Origin of the sequence: Herbaspirillum seropedicae, from assembly GCF_001040945.1 — a bacterium.
Classification (GTDB): domain Bacteria; phylum Pseudomonadota; class Gammaproteobacteria; order Burkholderiales; family Burkholderiaceae_D; genus Herbaspirillum; species Herbaspirillum seropedicae.
The window spans coordinates 1,662,977-1,681,391 of record NZ_CP011930.1; the positions used below are offsets into that span (position 1 = coordinate 1,662,977).

General features: G+C 62.8%; 12 protein-coding genes. 5 read left to right on the plus strand and 7 right to left on the minus strand.

Annotated features, from left to right (window positions below; genetic code table 11):
• Positions 1 to 2: 2 nt before the first annotated feature.
• The 6 genes from lpxO to folD all read right to left on the minus strand — a co-directional run bounded on the left by lpxO (position 3) and on the right by folD (position 6,980).
• On the minus strand, positions 3 to 902 hold the full coding sequence (gene lpxO, locus ACP92_RS07230) for a lipid A hydroxylase LpxO (RefSeq protein WP_013233465.1): 900 nt from the start codon (positions 900 to 902) through the stop codon (positions 3 to 5).
• A 350-nt stretch (positions 903 to 1,252) separates the two neighbouring features.
• Positions 1,253 to 2,563 carry a D-amino acid dehydrogenase gene (locus ACP92_RS07240; RefSeq protein WP_013233466.1) on the minus strand — a complete coding sequence of 437 codons (1,311 nt, stop codon included), beginning with the start codon at positions 2,561 to 2,563 and terminating at the stop codon, positions 1,253 to 1,255.
• 192 nt (positions 2,564 to 2,755) lie between these two features.
• Positions 2,756 to 3,196: a hypothetical protein gene (locus ACP92_RS07245; protein WP_013233467.1), complete on the minus strand. Its 441-nt coding sequence runs from the start codon at positions 3,194 to 3,196 to the stop codon at positions 2,756 to 2,758.
• A gap of 30 nt (positions 3,197 to 3,226) precedes the next feature.
• Positions 3,227 to 3,646, minus strand: coding sequence for a DNA polymerase III subunit chi (locus ACP92_RS07250; protein WP_013233468.1), 420 nt, complete (start codon positions 3,644 to 3,646; stop codon positions 3,227 to 3,229).
• A gap of 343 nt (positions 3,647 to 3,989) precedes the next feature.
• A complete protein-coding gene (locus ACP92_RS07255) occupies positions 3,990 to 6,065 on the minus strand; it encodes a M3 family metallopeptidase (RefSeq protein WP_013233469.1) in 2,076 nt (691 codons plus the stop codon).
• A 69-nt stretch (positions 6,066 to 6,134) separates the two neighbouring features.
• Complete coding sequence (gene folD / locus ACP92_RS07260; RefSeq protein ID WP_013233470.1) at positions 6,135 to 6,980, minus strand: bifunctional methylenetetrahydrofolate dehydrogenase/methenyltetrahydrofolate cyclohydrolase FolD; 846 nt, start codon at positions 6,978 to 6,980, stop codon at positions 6,135 to 6,137.
• A gap of 265 nt (positions 6,981 to 7,245) precedes the next feature.
• Here folD and gshA point away from each other — a divergent pair, with 265 nt between their 5' ends.
• The 5 genes from gshA (at position 7,246) to ACP92_RS07285 (ending at position 16,368) form a co-directional block, all read left to right on the plus strand.
• Positions 7,246 to 8,841, plus strand: a complete 1,596-nt coding sequence (gene gshA / locus ACP92_RS07265) for a glutamate--cysteine ligase (protein WP_013233471.1) — start codon at positions 7,246 to 7,248, stop codon at positions 8,839 to 8,841.
• Between the two features lie 556 nt (positions 8,842 to 9,397).
• Positions 9,398 to 12,094, plus strand: coding sequence for a pyruvate dehydrogenase (acetyl-transferring), homodimeric type (gene aceE / locus ACP92_RS07270; RefSeq protein ID WP_013233472.1), 2,697 nt, complete (start codon positions 9,398 to 9,400; stop codon positions 12,092 to 12,094).
• A gap of 163 nt (positions 12,095 to 12,257) precedes the next feature.
• Complete coding sequence (gene aceF, locus ACP92_RS07275; protein WP_013233473.1) at positions 12,258 to 13,922, plus strand: dihydrolipoyllysine-residue acetyltransferase; 1,665 nt, start codon at positions 12,258 to 12,260, stop codon at positions 13,920 to 13,922.
• Positions 13,923 to 13,952: 30 nt separating this feature from the next.
• Positions 13,953 to 15,743: a dihydrolipoyl dehydrogenase gene (gene lpdA / locus ACP92_RS07280; protein WP_013233474.1), complete on the plus strand. Its 1,791-nt coding sequence runs from the start codon at positions 13,953 to 13,955 to the stop codon at positions 15,741 to 15,743.
• A gap of 151 nt (positions 15,744 to 15,894) precedes the next feature.
• Positions 15,895 to 16,368, plus strand: coding sequence for a hypothetical protein (locus tag ACP92_RS07285; protein WP_013233475.1), 474 nt, complete (start codon positions 15,895 to 15,897; stop codon positions 16,366 to 16,368).
• Between the two features lie 52 nt (positions 16,369 to 16,420).
• Here ACP92_RS07285 and ACP92_RS25175 read toward each other — a convergent pair whose 3' ends face one another.
• On the minus strand, positions 16,421 to 18,049 hold the full coding sequence (locus tag ACP92_RS25175) for a methyl-accepting chemotaxis protein (protein WP_013233476.1): 1,629 nt from the start codon (positions 18,047 to 18,049) through the stop codon (positions 16,421 to 16,423).
• Positions 18,050 to 18,415 lie beyond the last annotated feature (366 nt).

Sequence of the window (18,415 nt, forward strand, 5' to 3'; positions counted from 1 at the left end):
CTTCATGCGTAGATGATCAGCAGGGCCACGGCGATGATGAGGCCGAACTTGGTGAGCTTGTAGACCGTCTTGTTCCAGTTCTTGAAGCGGCGGCGATATTGTCCTGCCAGCCAGACGAAGCGGAACAGCTTGTTGACGCGGCCGGTCTGGTCGCCGGTTTCATTGGGGGAGGCGGCAGCGGTCATCATGGTGCGGCCCAGGAAGCCATTGATCGCTTCGGCCCAGCGATAGCGCAGCGGACGCTCGACGTCGCAGAAGAGGATGATGCGGTTGCTCTCGGCGCCGTTCTGCGCCCAGTGGATGAAGGTCTCGTCGAACACCACGCTCTGGCCATCGCGCCAGCTGTAACGCTGGCCATCGACCTCGATGAAGCAGCGATCGTCATTGGGGGTGACCAGGCCCAGGTGGTAGCGCAGCGAGCCGGCGAAGGGGTCGCGGTGCGGATTGAGGGTGCCGCCCGGGGCCAGCTCGGCGAACATGGCCGCCTTTACGCAGGGAATGCCCTTGAGGATCTCCACCGTCTTGGGGCAGAACTTCTCGGCCGAGGGATGGCTGGCGTTGTACCACTTCAGGTAGAAGCGTTTCCAACCGGCCTTGAAGAAGGAGTTGAAGCCGGCGTCGTCATTCTTTTCCGCCGCCTTGATCTTGGCCATTTCGCGCAGGGCCACGGCTTCGTCGCGGATGACTTCCCAGTTCTGGTCGATGATGGCCAGATCCTTGAATTCCTTCACGGCAGGATAGGGGACCGCTGGCACGCGCGAAAACGCGTACATGAACAGGTTGATGGGCGACATGATCGACGAATGGTCGAAGAACTGGCGCAGGAAGGGCAGCCTGACGCGTCCACGGAAGTGGATGAACAGGATGGAAAACAGATAGATGGAAACGATCGCCCACTTCATTGCATGGTCCTCTTGATGTTGCCGGCTCTTCCATATGAAGGAAAAGCTCGGGCGGATATCCGCCCAGATGGAGTCGGTTGGGGAAAGATCAACGGCAAAGGCGGCCGCAAGGCGCAAGATGCAGGCTGTTGAGTCCTATTCCCGGGGGCTGCGGGAACCGGCCGTACCGGCGTTCGCGCAGAGCAAGCGGGGATTCTACACCAAGGGGATGTGAGCATTTGTAAGCCGCCAGATGGCTTCTATATGAATGAAGATACATATTCATCCTGCTCTGACCCATATCAAGCGCCCAAAAGAAAACGGACCGGGAAATCCCGGTCCGTCCATGATGTGAAGCGGCAGGAGAGTGATCAGGCTGCCTGGGTCACGACCTGGCGCGCACGGTTCCAGCGCGGTAGGCCCGTGAAGGCGAAGTCGATCTCCGGCACGTGGCCGGCGACGATCTCGGCAATGGCGCGACCCGAGCCGCAACCCATGGTCCAGCCCAGGGTGCCGTGGCCGGTGTTGAGGTACAGGTTGGCGAACTTGGTCTTGCCCACGTAGGGCACGTTGGACGGGGTCAGCGGGCGCAGGCCGGTCCAGTAGGTCGGGTTTTCGTAGTCGCAGCCATCCGGGAACAGTTCACGGGTGCGGCGGGTGATGGCTTCGCAGCGGGTGGTGTTCAGTTCGCGGGTATAGCCGTTCAGTTCGCAGGTGCCGGCCACCCGCAGGCGGTCGCCCAGGCGCGAGACCACCAGCTTGTAGCCATCGTCGGTGAGTGAGACGGTGGGGGCGGCGTCCGGGTTGGTGATCTGGTAGGTGGCTGAATAGCCCTTGCCGGGGTAGAGCAGCAGGTCGATGCCCAGCGGCTTGACCAGTTGTTGCGAGAAGCTGCCCATGGCGACCACGAAGGTATCGGCCTTCAGGACCTCATGGCGGCCGTCCGGATTGATGATTTCCACGCCGGTCACGCGGGCGGCAGCGCCGGCGCCCTCGGTGATGAGGCGCGTGATGGTGGTGGAATAGCGGAATTCGACGCCGGCTTCTGCGCTCTTCTTGGCCAGGCCGGTGGTGAGCTTGAAGACATCGCCCGATTCGTCGGTGGCGGTGAAGTCGCCGCCGACGATCTTGTTGCGGATCGACGCCAGCGCCGGTTCGATGCGCACGACTTCGTCAGCGCCGATGGATTCGCGCGGGCAGCCGAGGTCGCGCATGAGCTTGGCGGCGGGCAGGGAATCCTGGAATTCCTTTTCTTCGGTATAGAAGTGCAGGATGCCGCGGGTCAGGTGGTCATACTGGATGCCGGTCTCGGCGCGCACCGCCTGCAGGGTCTGGCGGCTGTATTCGCACAGGGCGACGATGTTGCGGATATTCTCGTCGGTGCGGGCGGCGGTGCATTCACGCAGGAAGGCCACGGCCCATTTCCATTGCAGCCATTCGGGACGGAAGCGATACAGCAGCGGAGCGTCTTCCTTGCCCAGCCACTTCAGGACCTTCATGGGCGCTGCCGGGTTGGCCCAGGGTTCGGCGTGCGACACCGAGATCTGGCAGCCATTGGCGAAGCTGGTTTCCTGCGCCGCGCCGGGCTGGCGGTCGATGACGGTGACGTCGTAGCCCTGCTTCTTCAGGAACCAGGCCGAAGCGGTTCCGATAATGCCTGCGCCCAATACGATCACTTTCATCTCACTCTCCCGGTTTTGCATGAACCTGCTGGTGTTTTTCGGATGTTCGCATGGCCTTGGAGGAATGCGAACGATGCATGCATTGTAAGAAAAGCGGGATTGCCAATGTGATCAATACTGGCTTGTTTTTTTATTCGATGAAAAGCGATCTGCCAGTTTTTATTCAAAAAGAAAAGAAAACTGGCCGCTGATTTAGTTTTTTGTGGATGCGAAGCGCGCCATCTCTTCGGCGACGGCGCGGGTGACGGTTTCGGCCAGGGCTTCATGCAGGCTGTCCTTGATGCGCTGCGTCAGCACCGTGGAGAGATTGTCCAGCACCAGCGCCATCTGGTCCTGCAGTTGTTGCTGCAGGACGGTATCGACCTGTTCAAGCAGGCTTTGCAGGACGTTTTCGCGGATTTCCTGTTCCCATTGGCGGTATTGCTCCGCCGCAGGCGTCACCGGCAGCGGCGCGACGATGGGTGCGCCGGGCGGCGTGGCCTGGTAGCTGGTGGCCGCCGGCTGGGTGTGGAAGGCGCCGGGACGGGCAGGGGGCGCGTAGTCGGGCGCGCGCGCCGGGGTGTGGGCAGGCGCGGCCGGGGCCAGCGGGATGACCTCGGTCAGGAGGGGGATGCTGTTGTCGTCTTGATTCATGGCAATGCGTGGCAGGCGGGCTCAGGTCGCTCAGGCGGCCACATGGTGCGTCAGCGGATAGCCGCGTTCCTTGTAGAAACGATAGCGGTCACGGCCGGCGGCCTTGTCGGCATCGTCGGCGGAGATGATTTCCAGCAGCCGCTCGAAGCGGGCGAAATGGGCCGGCGTGTCTGCGCCCAGGTTGATGAGGAGCTGGTGATGCGGCAATTCGGCGGCGTCGTCGCTGGTGAGGATGATGGCGGTCTGGGCGGCCAGCGGGTCTTTGGCCATCACGTGGGGCAGGAAATCCTGCTCGGAAAAGCTCCAGAGGGCCTGGTCCAGCTGCTGCAACTGGGCCGCATCCGGGCTGCGCACGACGATATTGACGCCCGTGGCGCGCGCCTTGCGCACCAGGCGGCAGACGTAGGTGATCTTTTGCGGGACGTTGCTGTGAAAGTCGATTCGTGTCATCCCGCCAGTATAGTGGCTGGCGCTGCCGCATGCCATCTGCAGGCGACAAACAAAAACGGCCAGATGCATACGAAGCTAGCCAATCGTTGAGCAGTTCAGCACAATTCCCTGTATGAATGATGGATCCTGCGCTTTGGCTGCCTTGCTTTGCTGACAAATGAAATCAGCAGGCGGAAAAGGCGTGGCGCTCGAAGGGAGCGAGCATCGATGAAGGATATGTCGATCCGCCAGCTCCCCGGCTCTAGGCCCGCTCCAGGTGCGCAGTCTGCTGCGCATTGAGCACCTGGATGAAAAAGGCCCGCGCGCAGGCGGGCCATCCAGACGGGGCAAACGGGCGAGGGGCTTACGCCGCCATGCCGCTATGCCGCAACAGCGCATCAATGCTGGGTTCGCGGCCACGGAAGGCCTTGAAGGACTCGATGGCGGGGCGCGAACCGCCCACGGCCAGGATTTCCTGCTGGAAGCGGCGACCGGTTTCCAGTGAGATCACGTTGCCGCTGCCGGCAGCCGCCTCTTCGAAGGCGCTGTAGGCGTCAGCTGACAGCACTTCGGCCCACTTGTAGCTGTAGTAGCCAGCCGCGTAACCGCCCGCGAAGATGTGCGAGAACGAATGCTGGAAGCGGTTGAATTCGGGCGGGCGGATCACGGCGATGCGGTCGCGCACGCTGTCGAGCAGTTGCTGCACGGTCTGGTTGCCGCCCACTTCATATTCATGGTGGATCAGCATGTCGAACAGCGAGAACTCCACCTGGCGCAGCATCTGCAGGCCGGACTGGAAGTTCTTGGCGGCGATCATCTTGTCGTACAGCGCCCGCGGCAGCGGCTCGCCGGTGTCGGCATGCGCGGTCAACTGCTGCAGTACATCCCATTCCCAGCAGAAGTTTTCCATGAACTGCGAGGGCAGTTCCACCGCATCCCACTCCACACCGGAAATGCCCGATACGCCCACTTCATCGACCTGCGTGAGCATGTGGTGCAGGCCATGGCCGAATTCGTGGAAGAGGGTGATGACTTCGTCATGGGTGAACAGGGCCGGCTTGGCTACGCCATCGACCACGGCGGGTTCGGTGAAGTTGCAGACCAGGTAGGCGATCGGGGTTTGCACGCCTTGCGCCGTCAGGCGGCGGGCGCGGGCGTCGTCCATCCAGGCACCGCCGCGCTTGCCGGAGCGCGCGTACAGGTCGAGATAGAACTGGCCGACCAGTTGGCCGTCGCGTTCGATGCGGAAGAACTTCACATCCTTGTGCCAGACCGGGGCGCTATCGGGCTTGATCTGTACGCCGAACAGTTGCTGCGCCACCTGGAACAGGCCGCCGACTACCTTGGGCTCGGGGAAGTATTGTTTCACTTCCTGTTCCGAGAAGGCGTAGCGTTGCTCGCGCAGCTTTTCGGAGGCGTAGGTGCTGTCCCAGGCCTTGAGCTCATCCAGGCCCAGCTTTTCGCGGGCGAAGGCCTTCAGTTCTTCATAATCCTTCTGGCCGAAGGGGCGGGCGCGCTGGCCCAGGTCTTCCAGGAAGGCGATCACTTCGCTGGGCGACTTGGCCATCTTGGCCACCAGCGAGACTTCGGCGAAGTTGGCATAGCCCAGCAGTTGCGCCTCTTCCTTGCGCAGTTGCAGGATCTGGTCGATGTTGGCGCTGTTGTCCCATTCCGGCTTGGCGCCCAGTTCGGAAGCCTTGGTGGCGTTGGCGCGGTAGATCTTTTCGCGCAGCGCGCGGTTGTCCGCATATTGCAGCACCGGGAAGTAGGACGGGAAGTGCAGCGTGAACTTGTAGCCGGGCTTGCCATCCTTCTCGGCGGCGGCCCGGGCGGCTTGCTTCACATCGGCCGGCAGGCCCGACAGTTCGGCCTCGTCTTCGACGAAGAGGGCGAAGTCATTGGTGGCGTCCAGCACGTTCTCGGAGAAGCGGGTGGTCAGCATGGCCTGCTTTTCCTGGATCTCGGCGAAGCGTTCCTTCTTGTCCTCGGCCAGTTCGGCGCCGGACAGGCGGAAGTCGCGCACGGCATTGTCCACCACCTTGCGGCGCGCCGCCGACAGGGAAGCGAAGGCCGGGCTGGCCTGCAAGGCCTTGTACTTCTCGAACAGCGCCAGGTTCTGGCCCAGCGAGGTCCAGAATTCCACCAGGCGCGGCTGGTTCTCATTGTAGGTGGCGCGCAGGGCCGGGGTGTCCATGACCGAGTTCAGGTGGCCGACCACGCTCCAGGCGCGGCCCAGCTTTTCGGTGGCCGACTCCAGCGGTTTGACGAAATTGTCCCAGGTGACCTCGGCCATCGGCGCCTCCAGTTCGGTCACCAGGCGGCTGGCGTCGGCCAGCAGCTTGTCCAGGGCCGGGGTGACGTGTTCGGGCTGGATCGCATCGAACTGGGCATAGCCCGAGAAATCGAGCAGGGGATTGGCGGCGATGTCGGTGGTGGTCATGGGCTCTCGTTTCTCTGTAAACGTCCGGCAGCCAGGCTGCCGGAGGGTATTGCGCTAAGTGAAGGCCGATCAGCAGCGTTCGGCGGCTTCGATGGTGTTGACCAGCAGCATGGTGATGGTCATCGGACCCACGCCACCCGGCACCGGGGTGATCCAGCCGGCGACATCCTTGGCATTGGCGAAATCGACGTCGCCGCACAGCTTGCCGTTGTCATCGCGGTTCATGCCGACGTCGATGACGACCGCGCCGGGCTTGACCATGTCGGCGGTGACGATGTTGCGCTTGCCGGTGGCGACCACCAGGATGTCGGCCTGGCGGGTGTGGTGGCCAAGGTCACGGGTCTTGGAGTTACAGATAGTGACGGTGGCGCCGGCTTGCAAGAGCAACATCGCCTGCGGCTTGCCGACGATGTTCGACGCTCCGACCACCACCGCATTGGCGCCGCGCACCGGGTAGTCGATGGATTCCAGCATCTTCATGACGCCATAGGGCGTGCAGGGGCGGAACAGCGGCTGGCCAGTCATCAACAGGCCGGCGTTGCTGACGTGGAAGCCGTCCACGTCCTTTTCCGGGGCGATGGCTTCGATCACCTTGTGGGCGTCGATATGGGCCGGCAGCGGCAGCTGCACCAGGATGCCGTTGATCTTGGGATCGCTGTTGAGGGCGTCGATGCGGGCCAGCAGCTCGGCTTCCGTCATCGAGGCTTCATACTTTTCCAGCACGGAGTGCAGGCCATTGTCTTGGCACGCCTTGACCTTGTTGCGCACATAGACCTGGGAAGCCGGGCTGTCGCCCACCAGGATCACGGCCAGGCCAGGTTGCTTGCCCTGGGCGGTGAGGGCGGCGGCGCGCTTGGCGACCTCGGCGCGCAGTTGTTGGGAGAGCAGGTTTCCGTCGATCAGTTGAGCAGGCATGGCAGATAAGCTAAGGCAGGAAGAGAAAGGAAGCTCCCGGCGGGCCGGGGCGGCTGGGGCGCGAAGCGCCGGAATCCGTGATTATAAAGCCAGCCGGCAGGAGCGACGAAATGCGCACTCCGGTATTGCTGTTGTCGATTTGAAAACGAATGTCGTCGTTTCTGTCACCCTCTGGCTTTGGGGCAGCGCACGACGGGAATTTCCAATTTCGGTTATGCTCCCGCAACCAAGCAAGCCTGCCCCCCGATTGAACAAGGATTACCGCATGACCGATCTCCTGAACCGCCGCCTGCAACAGCTTTCCCAGCCGCAACATCTGGCGTTGCTGGGGCAGGGCTTGCGCGGCATCGAACGGGAGACGCTGCGCGTGGACGCCCAGGGCCATCTGGCTCGCACACCGCATCCGCCGGCGCTGGGCTCGGCGCTGACCAACGAGCTGATCACCACGGATTACTCCGAGGCGCTGCTGGAATTCATCACCCCGGCCATGCCCGACATCGCTGACGCCCTGCAGCGGCTGGACGAGATCCACCGCTTTGCCTATGCCAAGCTGGAGGGCGAATTCCTGTGGAATGCCTCGATGCCCTGCGTCCTGCCGCCGGAAGACGAGATTCCCATCGCCTGGTACGGCAATTCGCATATCGGCATGTTGAAGCACGTCTACCGGCGCGGCCTGGCCTTGCGCTACGGGCGCACCATGCAGTGCATTGCCGGCATCCATTACAACTTCTCGCTCAGTGAAGACCTGTGGGAAGTGCTGCGCGAGGGAGATGACAGCGTGGACCTGTCGCTGTCGCGCCGCGATTACCAGTCCGAGCGCTATATTGCGCTGATCCGCAACTTCCGCCGCTATAGCTGGCTGCTGATGTACCTGTTCGGCGCTTCGCCCGCCGTCGCGACCAATTTCCTGCGCGGCCGTCCGCACCAGTTGGAAACGCTCTCCGAGGACACCCTCTATCTCCCCTACGGCACCAGCCTGCGCATGAGCGACCTGGGCTACCAGAATCACGCCCAGGCCAATATCACGCCGCACTACAACAACCTGCCGGCCTATATCCGCAGCCTCTCGCATGCGGTCAGCGAGCCCTATCCGCCCTATGAAGCCATTGGCACCAAGCGCGATGGTCAATGGGTGCAGATCAATACCAATATCCTGCAGATCGAAAACGAGTTCTACTCGTCCATCCGCCCCAAGCGCGTCATCAACAGTGGCGAGCGCCCGGTGCAGGCGCTCTCGGCGCGCGGCGTCCAGTATGTGGAAGTGCGTTGCATGGACATCGATCCCTTCAACCCCTTGGGCATCGGCCTGGAGGCAGCGCGTTTCCTGGATGTGTTCCTGCACTTCCTGGCGTTGGAATCGAGCTGCCTGACGTCCGACGAGGAGGGCGCCGAGAATCGCGCCAACTTCCTGGCCACTGTCAAGGAGGGCCGTCGTCCGGGACTGCAGTTGCATTTCAAGGGCGCGTCCATCGGCTTGAAGGCGTGGGGCGAGCAGTTGCTGGACCGCATGGCGCCGGTGGCCGACCTGCTGGATCGCCAGCGCGGCGGCAGCCAGCACCGCGACAGCCTGCAGGCCCAGCGCGCCAAGCTGGCCGATCCCGATAGCACGCCGTCGGCGCGGGTGCTGCGCGAGATCCGCGCCAGCGGCAATTCCTTCGCCGACTACACCCTGGCCAGCAGCCAGCGGCAGGCCGCCGAACTGATGGCCCGCCCGCTGCCGGCGGCCACCACGGCCGACTTCGTGGCCATCGCCCAGGCCTCCCTGGACGCCCAGCGCGCCATTGAGCGTACCCAGGAAGGTGACTTCGACACCTTCGTCGCAGCCTATCGCGCCAGCACCCTGGGCAATATCGCCATCTGATCTGATGCGGGCCGGCCGGCCATTGCGGGCCGGTTCCTCTAGCCATCCCCTGTTCTATATAGAAGCTGTTGTGCAGGCGCGCCGGCAGCGGCGGCCGTCAGGCCCTTTCTGGCTGCTTTGTTGCCTCTTTTATATGTGAAAAAGATTTCACCTTATCGTCCCGTGGAGCGGCTTTGCGGGGCGTTCAGAGCCCTTTGCGGCATTGCAAACAACTTAAGAAAGCGCCATTCCAGCAGTGATATCGTAAAAATACGAGGCCTGGAAAGCCCCTGTTTATGCCGCTTTGCAGCATATTTTCGTATTATGAAATCGATTATCGTAATTTGAAAATTGAAAATTCCCTGATAAAATTCGTCGTCCACACGGCTGGAAGACCGTACATTTAAGCCTGTTCCGCCTCCAACATCCTGCCCCAAGGGCCGGGAAGGGGTTGCAGCGCAGGCAATATGATGGGTTTTCCTGCATCACCTGCCGGCGGCATCGCGTACCGAATGACCCGACCGACCCGCCTGGTTTATCCGACCAGACGGATCTCTCAACAACCAGGAGACATGACATGTCAGCCCAAATCGATCAAGTTCTGGCGCAGGCCGCCAACGATCCCGATGTGATGGAAACCCAGGAGTGGCTCGACGCCCTCGAAGCCGTGATCGAAAAAGAAGGCCCGGATCGCGCCCACTACCTGATGGAACGCATGGTCGATCTGGCCCGCCGTCGTGGCGCCCACATCCCCTTCTCCAGCAATACCGCCTACGTCAACACCATTCCCGCCGATCAGGGCGAGCACTGCCCGGGCAATCTGGAATATGAAGAGCGCCTGCGCTCGTGGATGCGCTGGAACGCCATGGCCATGGTGGTCAAGGCCAACCGTGTGGATGGCGACCTGGGTGGTCACCTGTCTTCCTTCGCGTCGCTGGCCAACATGCTGGGCATCGGCTTCAACCATTTCTGGCACGCCCCGACCGAAGACCACGGTGGCGACCTGCTGTACATCCAGGGCCACTCCTCCCCCGGCATCTACGCGCGCGCCTTCCTGGAAGGCCGCCTGACCGAAGACCAACTGATCCACTTCCGCCGCGAAGCCGATGGCCATGGTCTGTCGTCTTACCCGCACCCCAAGCTGATGCCGGAATTCTGGCAGTTCCCGACCGTCTCGATGGGCCTGGGCCCCTTGATGGCGATCTACCAGGCGCGTTTCCTGAAGTACCTGCACGCCCGCGGTATCGCCAAGACCGACAACCGCAAGGTCTGGGCCTTCTGTGGCGACGGCGAGATGGACGAGCCGGAATCGATGGGCGCCATCGGCATGGCCGGCCGTGAAAAACTGAACAACCTGGTCATCGTGGTCAACTGCAACCTGCAGCGCCTGGACGGCCCGGTGCGCGGCAACGGCAAGATCATCCAGGAACTGGAATCCGACTTCCGCGGCGCCGGCTGGAACGTGGTCAAGGTCATCTGGGGCAGCGGCTGGGACGAGCTGCTGGCCAAGGACAAGGACGGCATCCTGCAGAAGGTGATGATGGAAACCGTCGACGGCGAGTACCAGAACTACAAGGCCAAGGACGGCGCCTACGTGCGCAAGCACTTCTTCGGCAAGCATCCCAAGCTCTTGGAGATGGTCTCCAAGATGTCGGATGACGACATCTGGCGCCTGACCCGTGGCGGTCACGACCCGCACAAGATCTACGCCGCCTTCAAGGTCGCGCAGGAATCCAAGGACCAGCCCACCGTGATCCTGGCCAAGTCCATCAAGGGCTATGGCTTCGGCAAGGCCGGCGAAGCACGCAACACCGCGCACAACACCAAGAAACTGGACGACGAAGCCATCCGCGCCATGCGCGACCGCTTCCAGCTGCCGATCTCGGACGCGGACCTGCCCAACATCCCCTTCTTCAAGCCGTCTGACGACGCGCCGGAAATGCAGTACCTGCACGAGCGCCGCAAGGCCCTGGGCGGTTACCTGCCGCAACGTCGCGTGCAGGCTGACGAAAAGCTGCCGGTGCCGGAACTGTCGGCCTTCCAGGCCATGCTGGAGCCCACCGCCGAAGGCCGTGAGATCTCCACCACCGCCGCCTACTCGCGCGTGCTGACCGCACTGCTGCGCGACCCCAACCTGGGCCCGCGCGTGGTGCCCATCATGGTCGACGAGTCCCGTACCTTCGGTATGGAAGGCCTGTTCCGCCAGATCGGCATCTTCAGCCAGGTCGGCCAGCTGTACGAACCGGTCGACAAGGACCAGGTGATGTACTACCGCGAAGACAAGGCCGGCCAGATCCTGCAGGAAGGCATCAATGAAGCGGGCGGCATGAGCTCGTGGATCGCTGCGGCGACCTCGTACTCGACCAACAACCGCGTGATGATTCCGTTCTACACCTACTACTCCATGTTCGGTCTGCAGCGTATCGGCGACCTGGCCTGGGCAGCGGGTGACATGCGCGCACGCGGCTTCCTGATCGGCGGCACCGCCGGCCGTACCACCCTGAACGGTGAAGGCCTGCAGCACGAAGACGGCCACAGCCATGTGTTCGCCTCGGCGATCCCGAACTGCATCCCCTACGACCCGACCTTCGCCCACGAAGTCGCGGTGATCATCCATGACGGCCTGCGCCGCATGGTGGCCAACCAGGAAGACGTGTTCTACTACATCACCGTGATGAACGAGAACTATGGTCACCCTGGCATCAAGCCGGGCCAGGAAGAGGGCATCATCAAGGGTCTGTACCTGTTGAACGAAGGCGGCAAGCAAAACAAGCTGCGCGTGCAACTGCTGGGTTCGGGCACCATCCTGCGTGAAGTCATCGCCGCCGCCGACCTGCTGCGTGATGACTGGAAGGTCGACGCCGACGTCTGGTCGGCGCCGTCCTTCACCCTGCTGGCGCGCGACGGCCAGGACGTGGAACGCTGGAACATGCTGCACCCGGCCGAGGCGCCCAAGAAGAGCTACTTCGAGCAATCGCTGGAAGGCAGCGAAGGCCCGATCGTGGTCTCCACCGACTACATGCGCACCTATGCCGAGCAGGTCCGCGCCTTCGTGCCCAAGGGCCGTTCGTACAAGGTGCTGGGCACCGACGGCTATGGCCGTTCGGATACCCGCGCCAAGCTGCGTGAGTTCTTCGAAGTGAACCGTTACTTCGTGACCGTGGCGGCCCTGAAGTCGCTGGCCGATGAAGGCAAGATCAAGCCGGAAGTGGTGGCGCAAGCCATCGCCAAGTACGGTATCGATCCGAACAAGCCGAACCCGGTGACCCTGTAAGGACTGCCTGACCGACCATCCCCGCCTCAGCCTGCTGATCGCGGGGATGTGTCGTGTCTGGAAAGCCACCCCAACGGCGAGGTCCGCTGCTCAGGCAGCACCTGCCCCAAGCGAATACTTCTCCCGGCCCAGCGCCTGGGAACAGAACAACGGAGCGCATCAGATGAGTCAAGTCGAAGTAAAAGTCCCGGACATCGGCGATTTCAAGGAAGTCGAAGTCATTGAGGTGATGGTCAAGGTCGGCGACACGATCAAGGTCGACCAGTCGCTGATCACGGTTGAATCCGACAAGGCCAGCATGGAAATCCCGTCCAGCCAGGCGGGCGTGGTCAAGGAAATCAAGGTCAAGGTCGGCGACAAGGTCGCCGAAGGTTCGCTGCTGGTGATCGTCGAAGGCGAGGGCGCTGCTGCCGCGCCTGCCGCCGCACCGCAAGCCGCCGCCGCTGCGCCCGCAGCCGCTCAGGCTGCGGCGCCGGCGCCGGCCCCTGCTGCTGCACCGGCAGCCGCTGCCGGTGGCACCGTCGAGATCGAAGTCCCCGACATCGGCGACTTCAAGGAAGTGGAAGTCATCGAAGTGATGGTCAAGGTGGGTGACACCGTCAAGGCCGAGCAATCGCTGTTGACCGTGGAATCCGACAAGGCCAGCATGGAGATCCCCTCCAGCCACGCCGGCGTGATCAAGGAACTGAAGGTCAAGCTGGGTGACAAGGTCTCCAAGGGCAGCATCATCGCCACCATCGAAGCTGCGGGTGGCGCGCCTGCCGCTGCTCCCGCTGCTGCGCCTGCAGCCGCGCCGGCCGCCGCTGCGGCACCGGCTCCCGCCTCAGCACCCGCACCGGCCGCTGCTGCCGCCGTGCCCGCCATCGCTACCGCGTCGGCCACCAGCACCGGCGGCAAGGCCCACGCTTCGCCTTCCGTGCGCAAGTTCGCCCGCGAACTGGGCGTGGATCTGTCGCGTGTGCCGGCGACCGGTCCCAAGGGCCGCATCCTGCAATTGGACGTGCAGAACTTCGTCAAGGGCGTCATGGCCGGGTCCACCTCGGTGGCGGCTTCCGCACCGGCCACCAATGGCAGCGGTGCGGGCATGAACCTGCTGCCGTGGCCGTCGCTGGACTTCAGCAAGTTCGGCGAGACCGAATTGCAGCCGCTGTCGCGCATCAAGAAGATCAGCGGCCCCAACCTGCATCGCAACTGGGTGATGATCCCCCACGTGACGCAGTTCGACGAAGCCGACGTGACCGAGCTGGAAGAATTCCGCAAGACCTCCAACGACGCCTTCGCCAAGGCCAAGTCGCCGGTCAAGCTGACCATGCTGGCCTTCGTCATCAAGGCCAGCGTCTCGGCGCTGAAGAAGTTCCCGGCCTTCAATTCCTCGCTGGATGCCAAGGGCGAAAACCTGATCCTCAAGAAGTTCTACAACATCGGCTTCGCCGCCGATACCCCGAATGGCCTGGTGGTTCCGGTCATCAAGAATGCCGACCAGAAGAGCATCGGCCAGATCGCCATCGAAATGGGCGAACTGTCCGCGCAGGCCCGTGACGGCAAGTTGAAGCCGGCCGACATGCAAGGCGCCACCTTCACCATCTCCTCGCTGGGTGGCATTGGCGGCACTGCGTTCACGCCCATCATCAATGCGCCGGAAGTGGCGATCCTGGGCCTGTCCAAGTCGATCACCAAGCCGGTGTGGGATGGCAAGCAGTTCGTGCCGCGCCTGATGCTGCCGACTTCGCTGTCCTATGACCACCGCGTCATCGACGGCGCCATGGGCGCGCGCTTCTCGGCGTATCTCGCCGACGTGCTGGGCGATCTGCGCAAGTCGCTCCTCTAAGCCACCACCGAACATTACGGAGTCAGGACAATGAGTCTCTCTGAAGTCAAGGTCCCCGATATCGGGGATTTCAAGGAAGTCGAAGTCATCGAGGTGATGGTCAAGGTTGGCGACACCATCAAGGTGGATCAATCGCTGATCACCGTCGAATCCGACAAGGCCAGCATGGAAATCCCGTCCAGCCAGGCCGGCGTGGTCAAGGAAGTCAAGGTCAAGGTCGGTGACAAGGTCGCCGAAGGTTCGCTGCTGTTGCTGGTGGAAGCGGCTGGCCAAGCCGCTGCTGCCCCGGCCCCCGCCGCTCCGCCAGCACCGGCTGCAGCGGCAGCGCCTGCTCCGGCCGCCGCTCCCGCTGCCGCACCGACCGCCGCACCAACCGCTGCCAGCTTCGGCGGCAGCGCCGACGTGCAATGCGACGTGATGGTGCTGGGTGGTGGCCCTGGCGGTTACTCGGCGGCCTTCCGTGCCGCCGACCTGGGCCTGAACACTGTCATCGTCGAGCGCGAAGCCACCCTCGGTGGTGTCTGCCTCAATGTCGGTTGCATCCCCTCCAAGGCGCTGCTGCACGTGGCCGCGGTGATCGACGAGACTGCCGCCATGGCCTCGCACGGTGTCACCTTCGGCAAGCCCCAGATCGACATCGACAAGCTGCGCGCCTACAAGGACAAGGTCATCGGCACCATGACCGGCGGCCTGGCCGGCATGGCGAAGGCACGCAAGGTGCAGGTGGTCAACGGTGACGGCCAGTTTGCCGGCCCCAACCATATCGAAGTCACTGCCGCTGACGGGAGCAAGAAGGTGGTGCAGTTCAAGCACGCCATCATCGCCGCCGGCTCCTCGGTGGTGAACCTGCCCTTCGTACCGCAGGACCCGCGCATCGTCGATTCCACCGGCGCGCTGGAACTGCGCCAGGTGCCCAAGCGCATGCTGGTCATCGGCGGCGGCATCATCGGCCTGGAAATGGCGACCGTCTATTCCACCCTGGGCGCGCGCATCGACGTGGTCGAGATGATGGATGGCCTGATGCAAGGCGCTGACCGCGACATGGTCAAGGTCTGGCAAAAGTTCAACGAGAAGCGCTTCGACAACGTCATGGTCAAGACCAAGACTGTGGCCGTGGAAGCCCTGCCCGAAGGCATCAAGGTCACTTTCGAAGCCGCTGAAGCCGGCGCCACCGCACCCGAGCCGCAACTGTACGACCTGGTGCTGGTGGCCGTGGGCCGCAGCCCGAACGGCAAGAAGCTGTCGGCCGACAAGGCTGGCGTGATCGTGTCCGATCGTGGCTTCATCGCCGTGGACAAGCAGATGCGCACCAACGTGCCGCACATCTTCGCCATCGGCGACCTGGTGGGTCAGCCCATGCTGGCGCACAAGGCGGTGCATGAAGGCCACGTCGCCGCTGAGGCGATTGCCGGCGAGAAGAGCTTCTTCGACGCCAGCGTGATCCCGTCCGTGGCCTATACCGATCCGGAAGTGGCATGGGTCGGCGTGACCGAAGACGAAGCCAAGGCCAAGGGGATCAAGATCGAGAAGGGCCACTTCCCGTGGGCTGCTTCCGGTCGCGCCGTGGCCAATGGCCGTTCGGAAGGTTTCACCAAGCTGCTCTTCGATGCCGAGACCCATCGCATCATCGGTGGCGGCATCGTCGGTACCCATGCCGGTGACATGATCGGCGAAGTGGCCCTGGCCATCGAGATGGGCGCCGATGCGGTCGACATCGGCAAGACCATCCACCCGCACCCGACGCTGGGTGAGTCGCTGGGCATGGCCGCCGAAGTGGCAGAAGGTCATTGCACCGACTTGCCGCCACAGCGCAAGAAGTAAGGCGTCCCGCCCCTGTCGGCAGCAAGGCAGGCGGCGAGGTACAAAGACCAACGGCGAACCTTCGGGTTCGCCGTTGGTCTTTTGGGGGCCGGCATCGATCGTGCGCGTCTGCCTTCACTTGTCGCTTCATTACGTTCAAGCAGGAAAGTCCATGTCCAAGTCTCTCGCCGACCTCATCGTCAACCCGGCCAAGCCGGACACCGCTCCCCATCTGAAGGTCGCCCGCCGCGTCATCGTAGCCGGCTGGGGCTTGTTCATGCTCTCGCTGGTGCTGCCTGTGCTGGGCGACGAGCCGGGCGCGCTGGCCTTCATCTATTCGTTGATGATGCCATTTTTCCTGTTCGACAAGCCCAGTTGGCTGGGCCTGGCAATGTCGTTCTATAGCGTCGTCAACCTGAGCCTGATCGCCTCCCTCTTCATTGCCTTGGGCGACAAGTTGCTGACCCGGCCCGCGACCTCTGTCTTCTTTGTCCTCGTGGCATTGGACACGATGTGGATACCCTTCACGCCCGATCAGGAATTCGCGCGCCATCCAGCCTTCTGGTGCTGGAGCGCTGCTGCCGTGATGGTCGCCATCGGCATGAACATGGCGCGCCTGAAAGAAAAAGCCCGCCAGGCTGCGTAGCAGCACAGGCGGGCGGCGATGCCGGGCGTGAGAGCGGGAGTGGGCAGGGGGCTCAGGCTGCGCTGAGCAATCCCATCGCCGGATGGATCACCTGTTCCCGCGGGTAGGCCACGGCGGGCTGCGGCTGTTCGATCCGGAATACCGCGACTGCATCGCGCAGGCTGTTGGCCTGCTGCGCCATCGATTGGGCTGCACTGGCCGATTCTTCGACCAGCGCCGCATTCTGCTGGGTCACTTCATCCATCTGCGAGATGGCGATGTTGATCTGGCTGATTCCCGAACTCTGCTCGTTGGAGGCGGCCGTGATTTCGCTCATCAGGTCATTGACCTGCTGGATCGAACGCACGACTTCGTCCATGGTCAGGCCAGCTTCATCGACCAGCTTCTGGCCCGCTTCCACATGCTGTACCGAAGATTCGATCAGGCCCCGGATTTCCTTGGCGGAGGAGGCGCTGCGCTGGGCCAGCGAACGCACTTCGGTTGCCACCACGGCGAAGCCGCGGCCCTGTTCGCCGGCGCGGGCCGCTTCGACGGCGGCATTGAGGGCCAGGATATTGGTCTGGAAGGCGATGCCCTCCACGGTGGCGATGATCTCGGTGATCTTGTAGGCGCTCTGCGAAATATCCTTCATGGTGCCGACCACGCGCTCGACCACTTCACCGCCCTTTTGCGCATGCAAGGAGGCCGAGCGCGCCAGTTGGTGGCCCTGGCCGGCGTTCTGGGTGTTTTGTTCGACCGTGGAGGTGATTTCTTCCATGCTGGAAGCGGTCTCTTCCAGGGAGGCCGCCTGCTCTTCGGTCCGGCGCGACAGATCCAGATTGCCGACCGCGATCTGGCTGGCGGCGGTGGAGATCGACTCCGCTGAATGCTTGATGCCATCGACGATCCTGGTCAACTGGGCGCGCATGTTTTCCAGCGACGCCATGAGGCTGTGCTGGTCGCCCTTGGCCAGGGGGATGCTCACCGCCAGGTTGCCCTGGGCGATCTGGGCGGCCAGTTCCTGGGCCTGTGCGGGTTCGCCGCCCAGTTGGTGCAGCACGCTGCGCACGATCAGGAAAGCGGCAGCCACGGCCAGCAGCACCGAACCGGCCACCAGCGTCCAGGTGGTCGTGAGGATGCTGCGGTAGGTGGTGTCGGCGGCGGCGGAAGCCTGGTTGTTGAGTTCATCCTCGAAACGGCCCAGTTCATCCAGGTTGTCCAGCCACTTGGCCTGGACCGGGCGAATCTTCTGGGTCAGCAGGCTGATCAGTTCGGCGCTCTTGTCCTGCTGCGCCAGAGTGACGGCCTGGTTCATCAGGGGCTCGGTGTCGGCTGCGTTTTGCGCGATCAGGTCGAACAATTCATGTTCCCTGCGCGTGGTATCGGGCTGATCGAACATCTTGCCGAGCTTTTCGCGGGCGTCCTGATAAGCCTTTTCCTGCACCTTGATGCGTTCGATTTCGCGGGCGATCAGCGCCGGCTCCTGGAATAGCGCGATATTGCGGATGGCCAGGGCGCGGATGCGCACACTGTTGTTCATGACGTCGGCCAAGCCGCCTTGCTGGTTGTTGGCGACGATGTCGGACAAATTGCCCTTGACCGTGGCCATGCCCCACAGTCCGACCAGCGAGATGACGACCAGCAGAACGACGACGCTGGCAAATCCCAGCGCCAGGCGGGTGGATACCTTCAGTTTGTTCATGGGAATTCCCCTCTAGATGAGTTGTGCTGCCGATTGGGTTGCAAACCCTATTTCATACCTGTCCTGGCGATTGCCGCCCTGCGCAGATTTCTTTTTTCTGTATAAAAGCGATACAAAAAATGAATTTATGCCAACTTGCCACGCTATCTCGGCCAGAAACGTGCATTTTGTACATGTATTTTTCTGTTTTTAAGCGTTTTGCACTGGAGTTGTAAGGCTTATGATTAAGCTCATCCAAAAAAGATTCATCACGGCGTGATTATTTTTTCGGCGAGGCGGCTAGCCTCTATGCAGGAGGTGGCGGGGAGGGAAGGGGAGAGGCGGCAGCCGCTGCTGCAACAACTTGCAGGATCAGTGGCAGCGGCT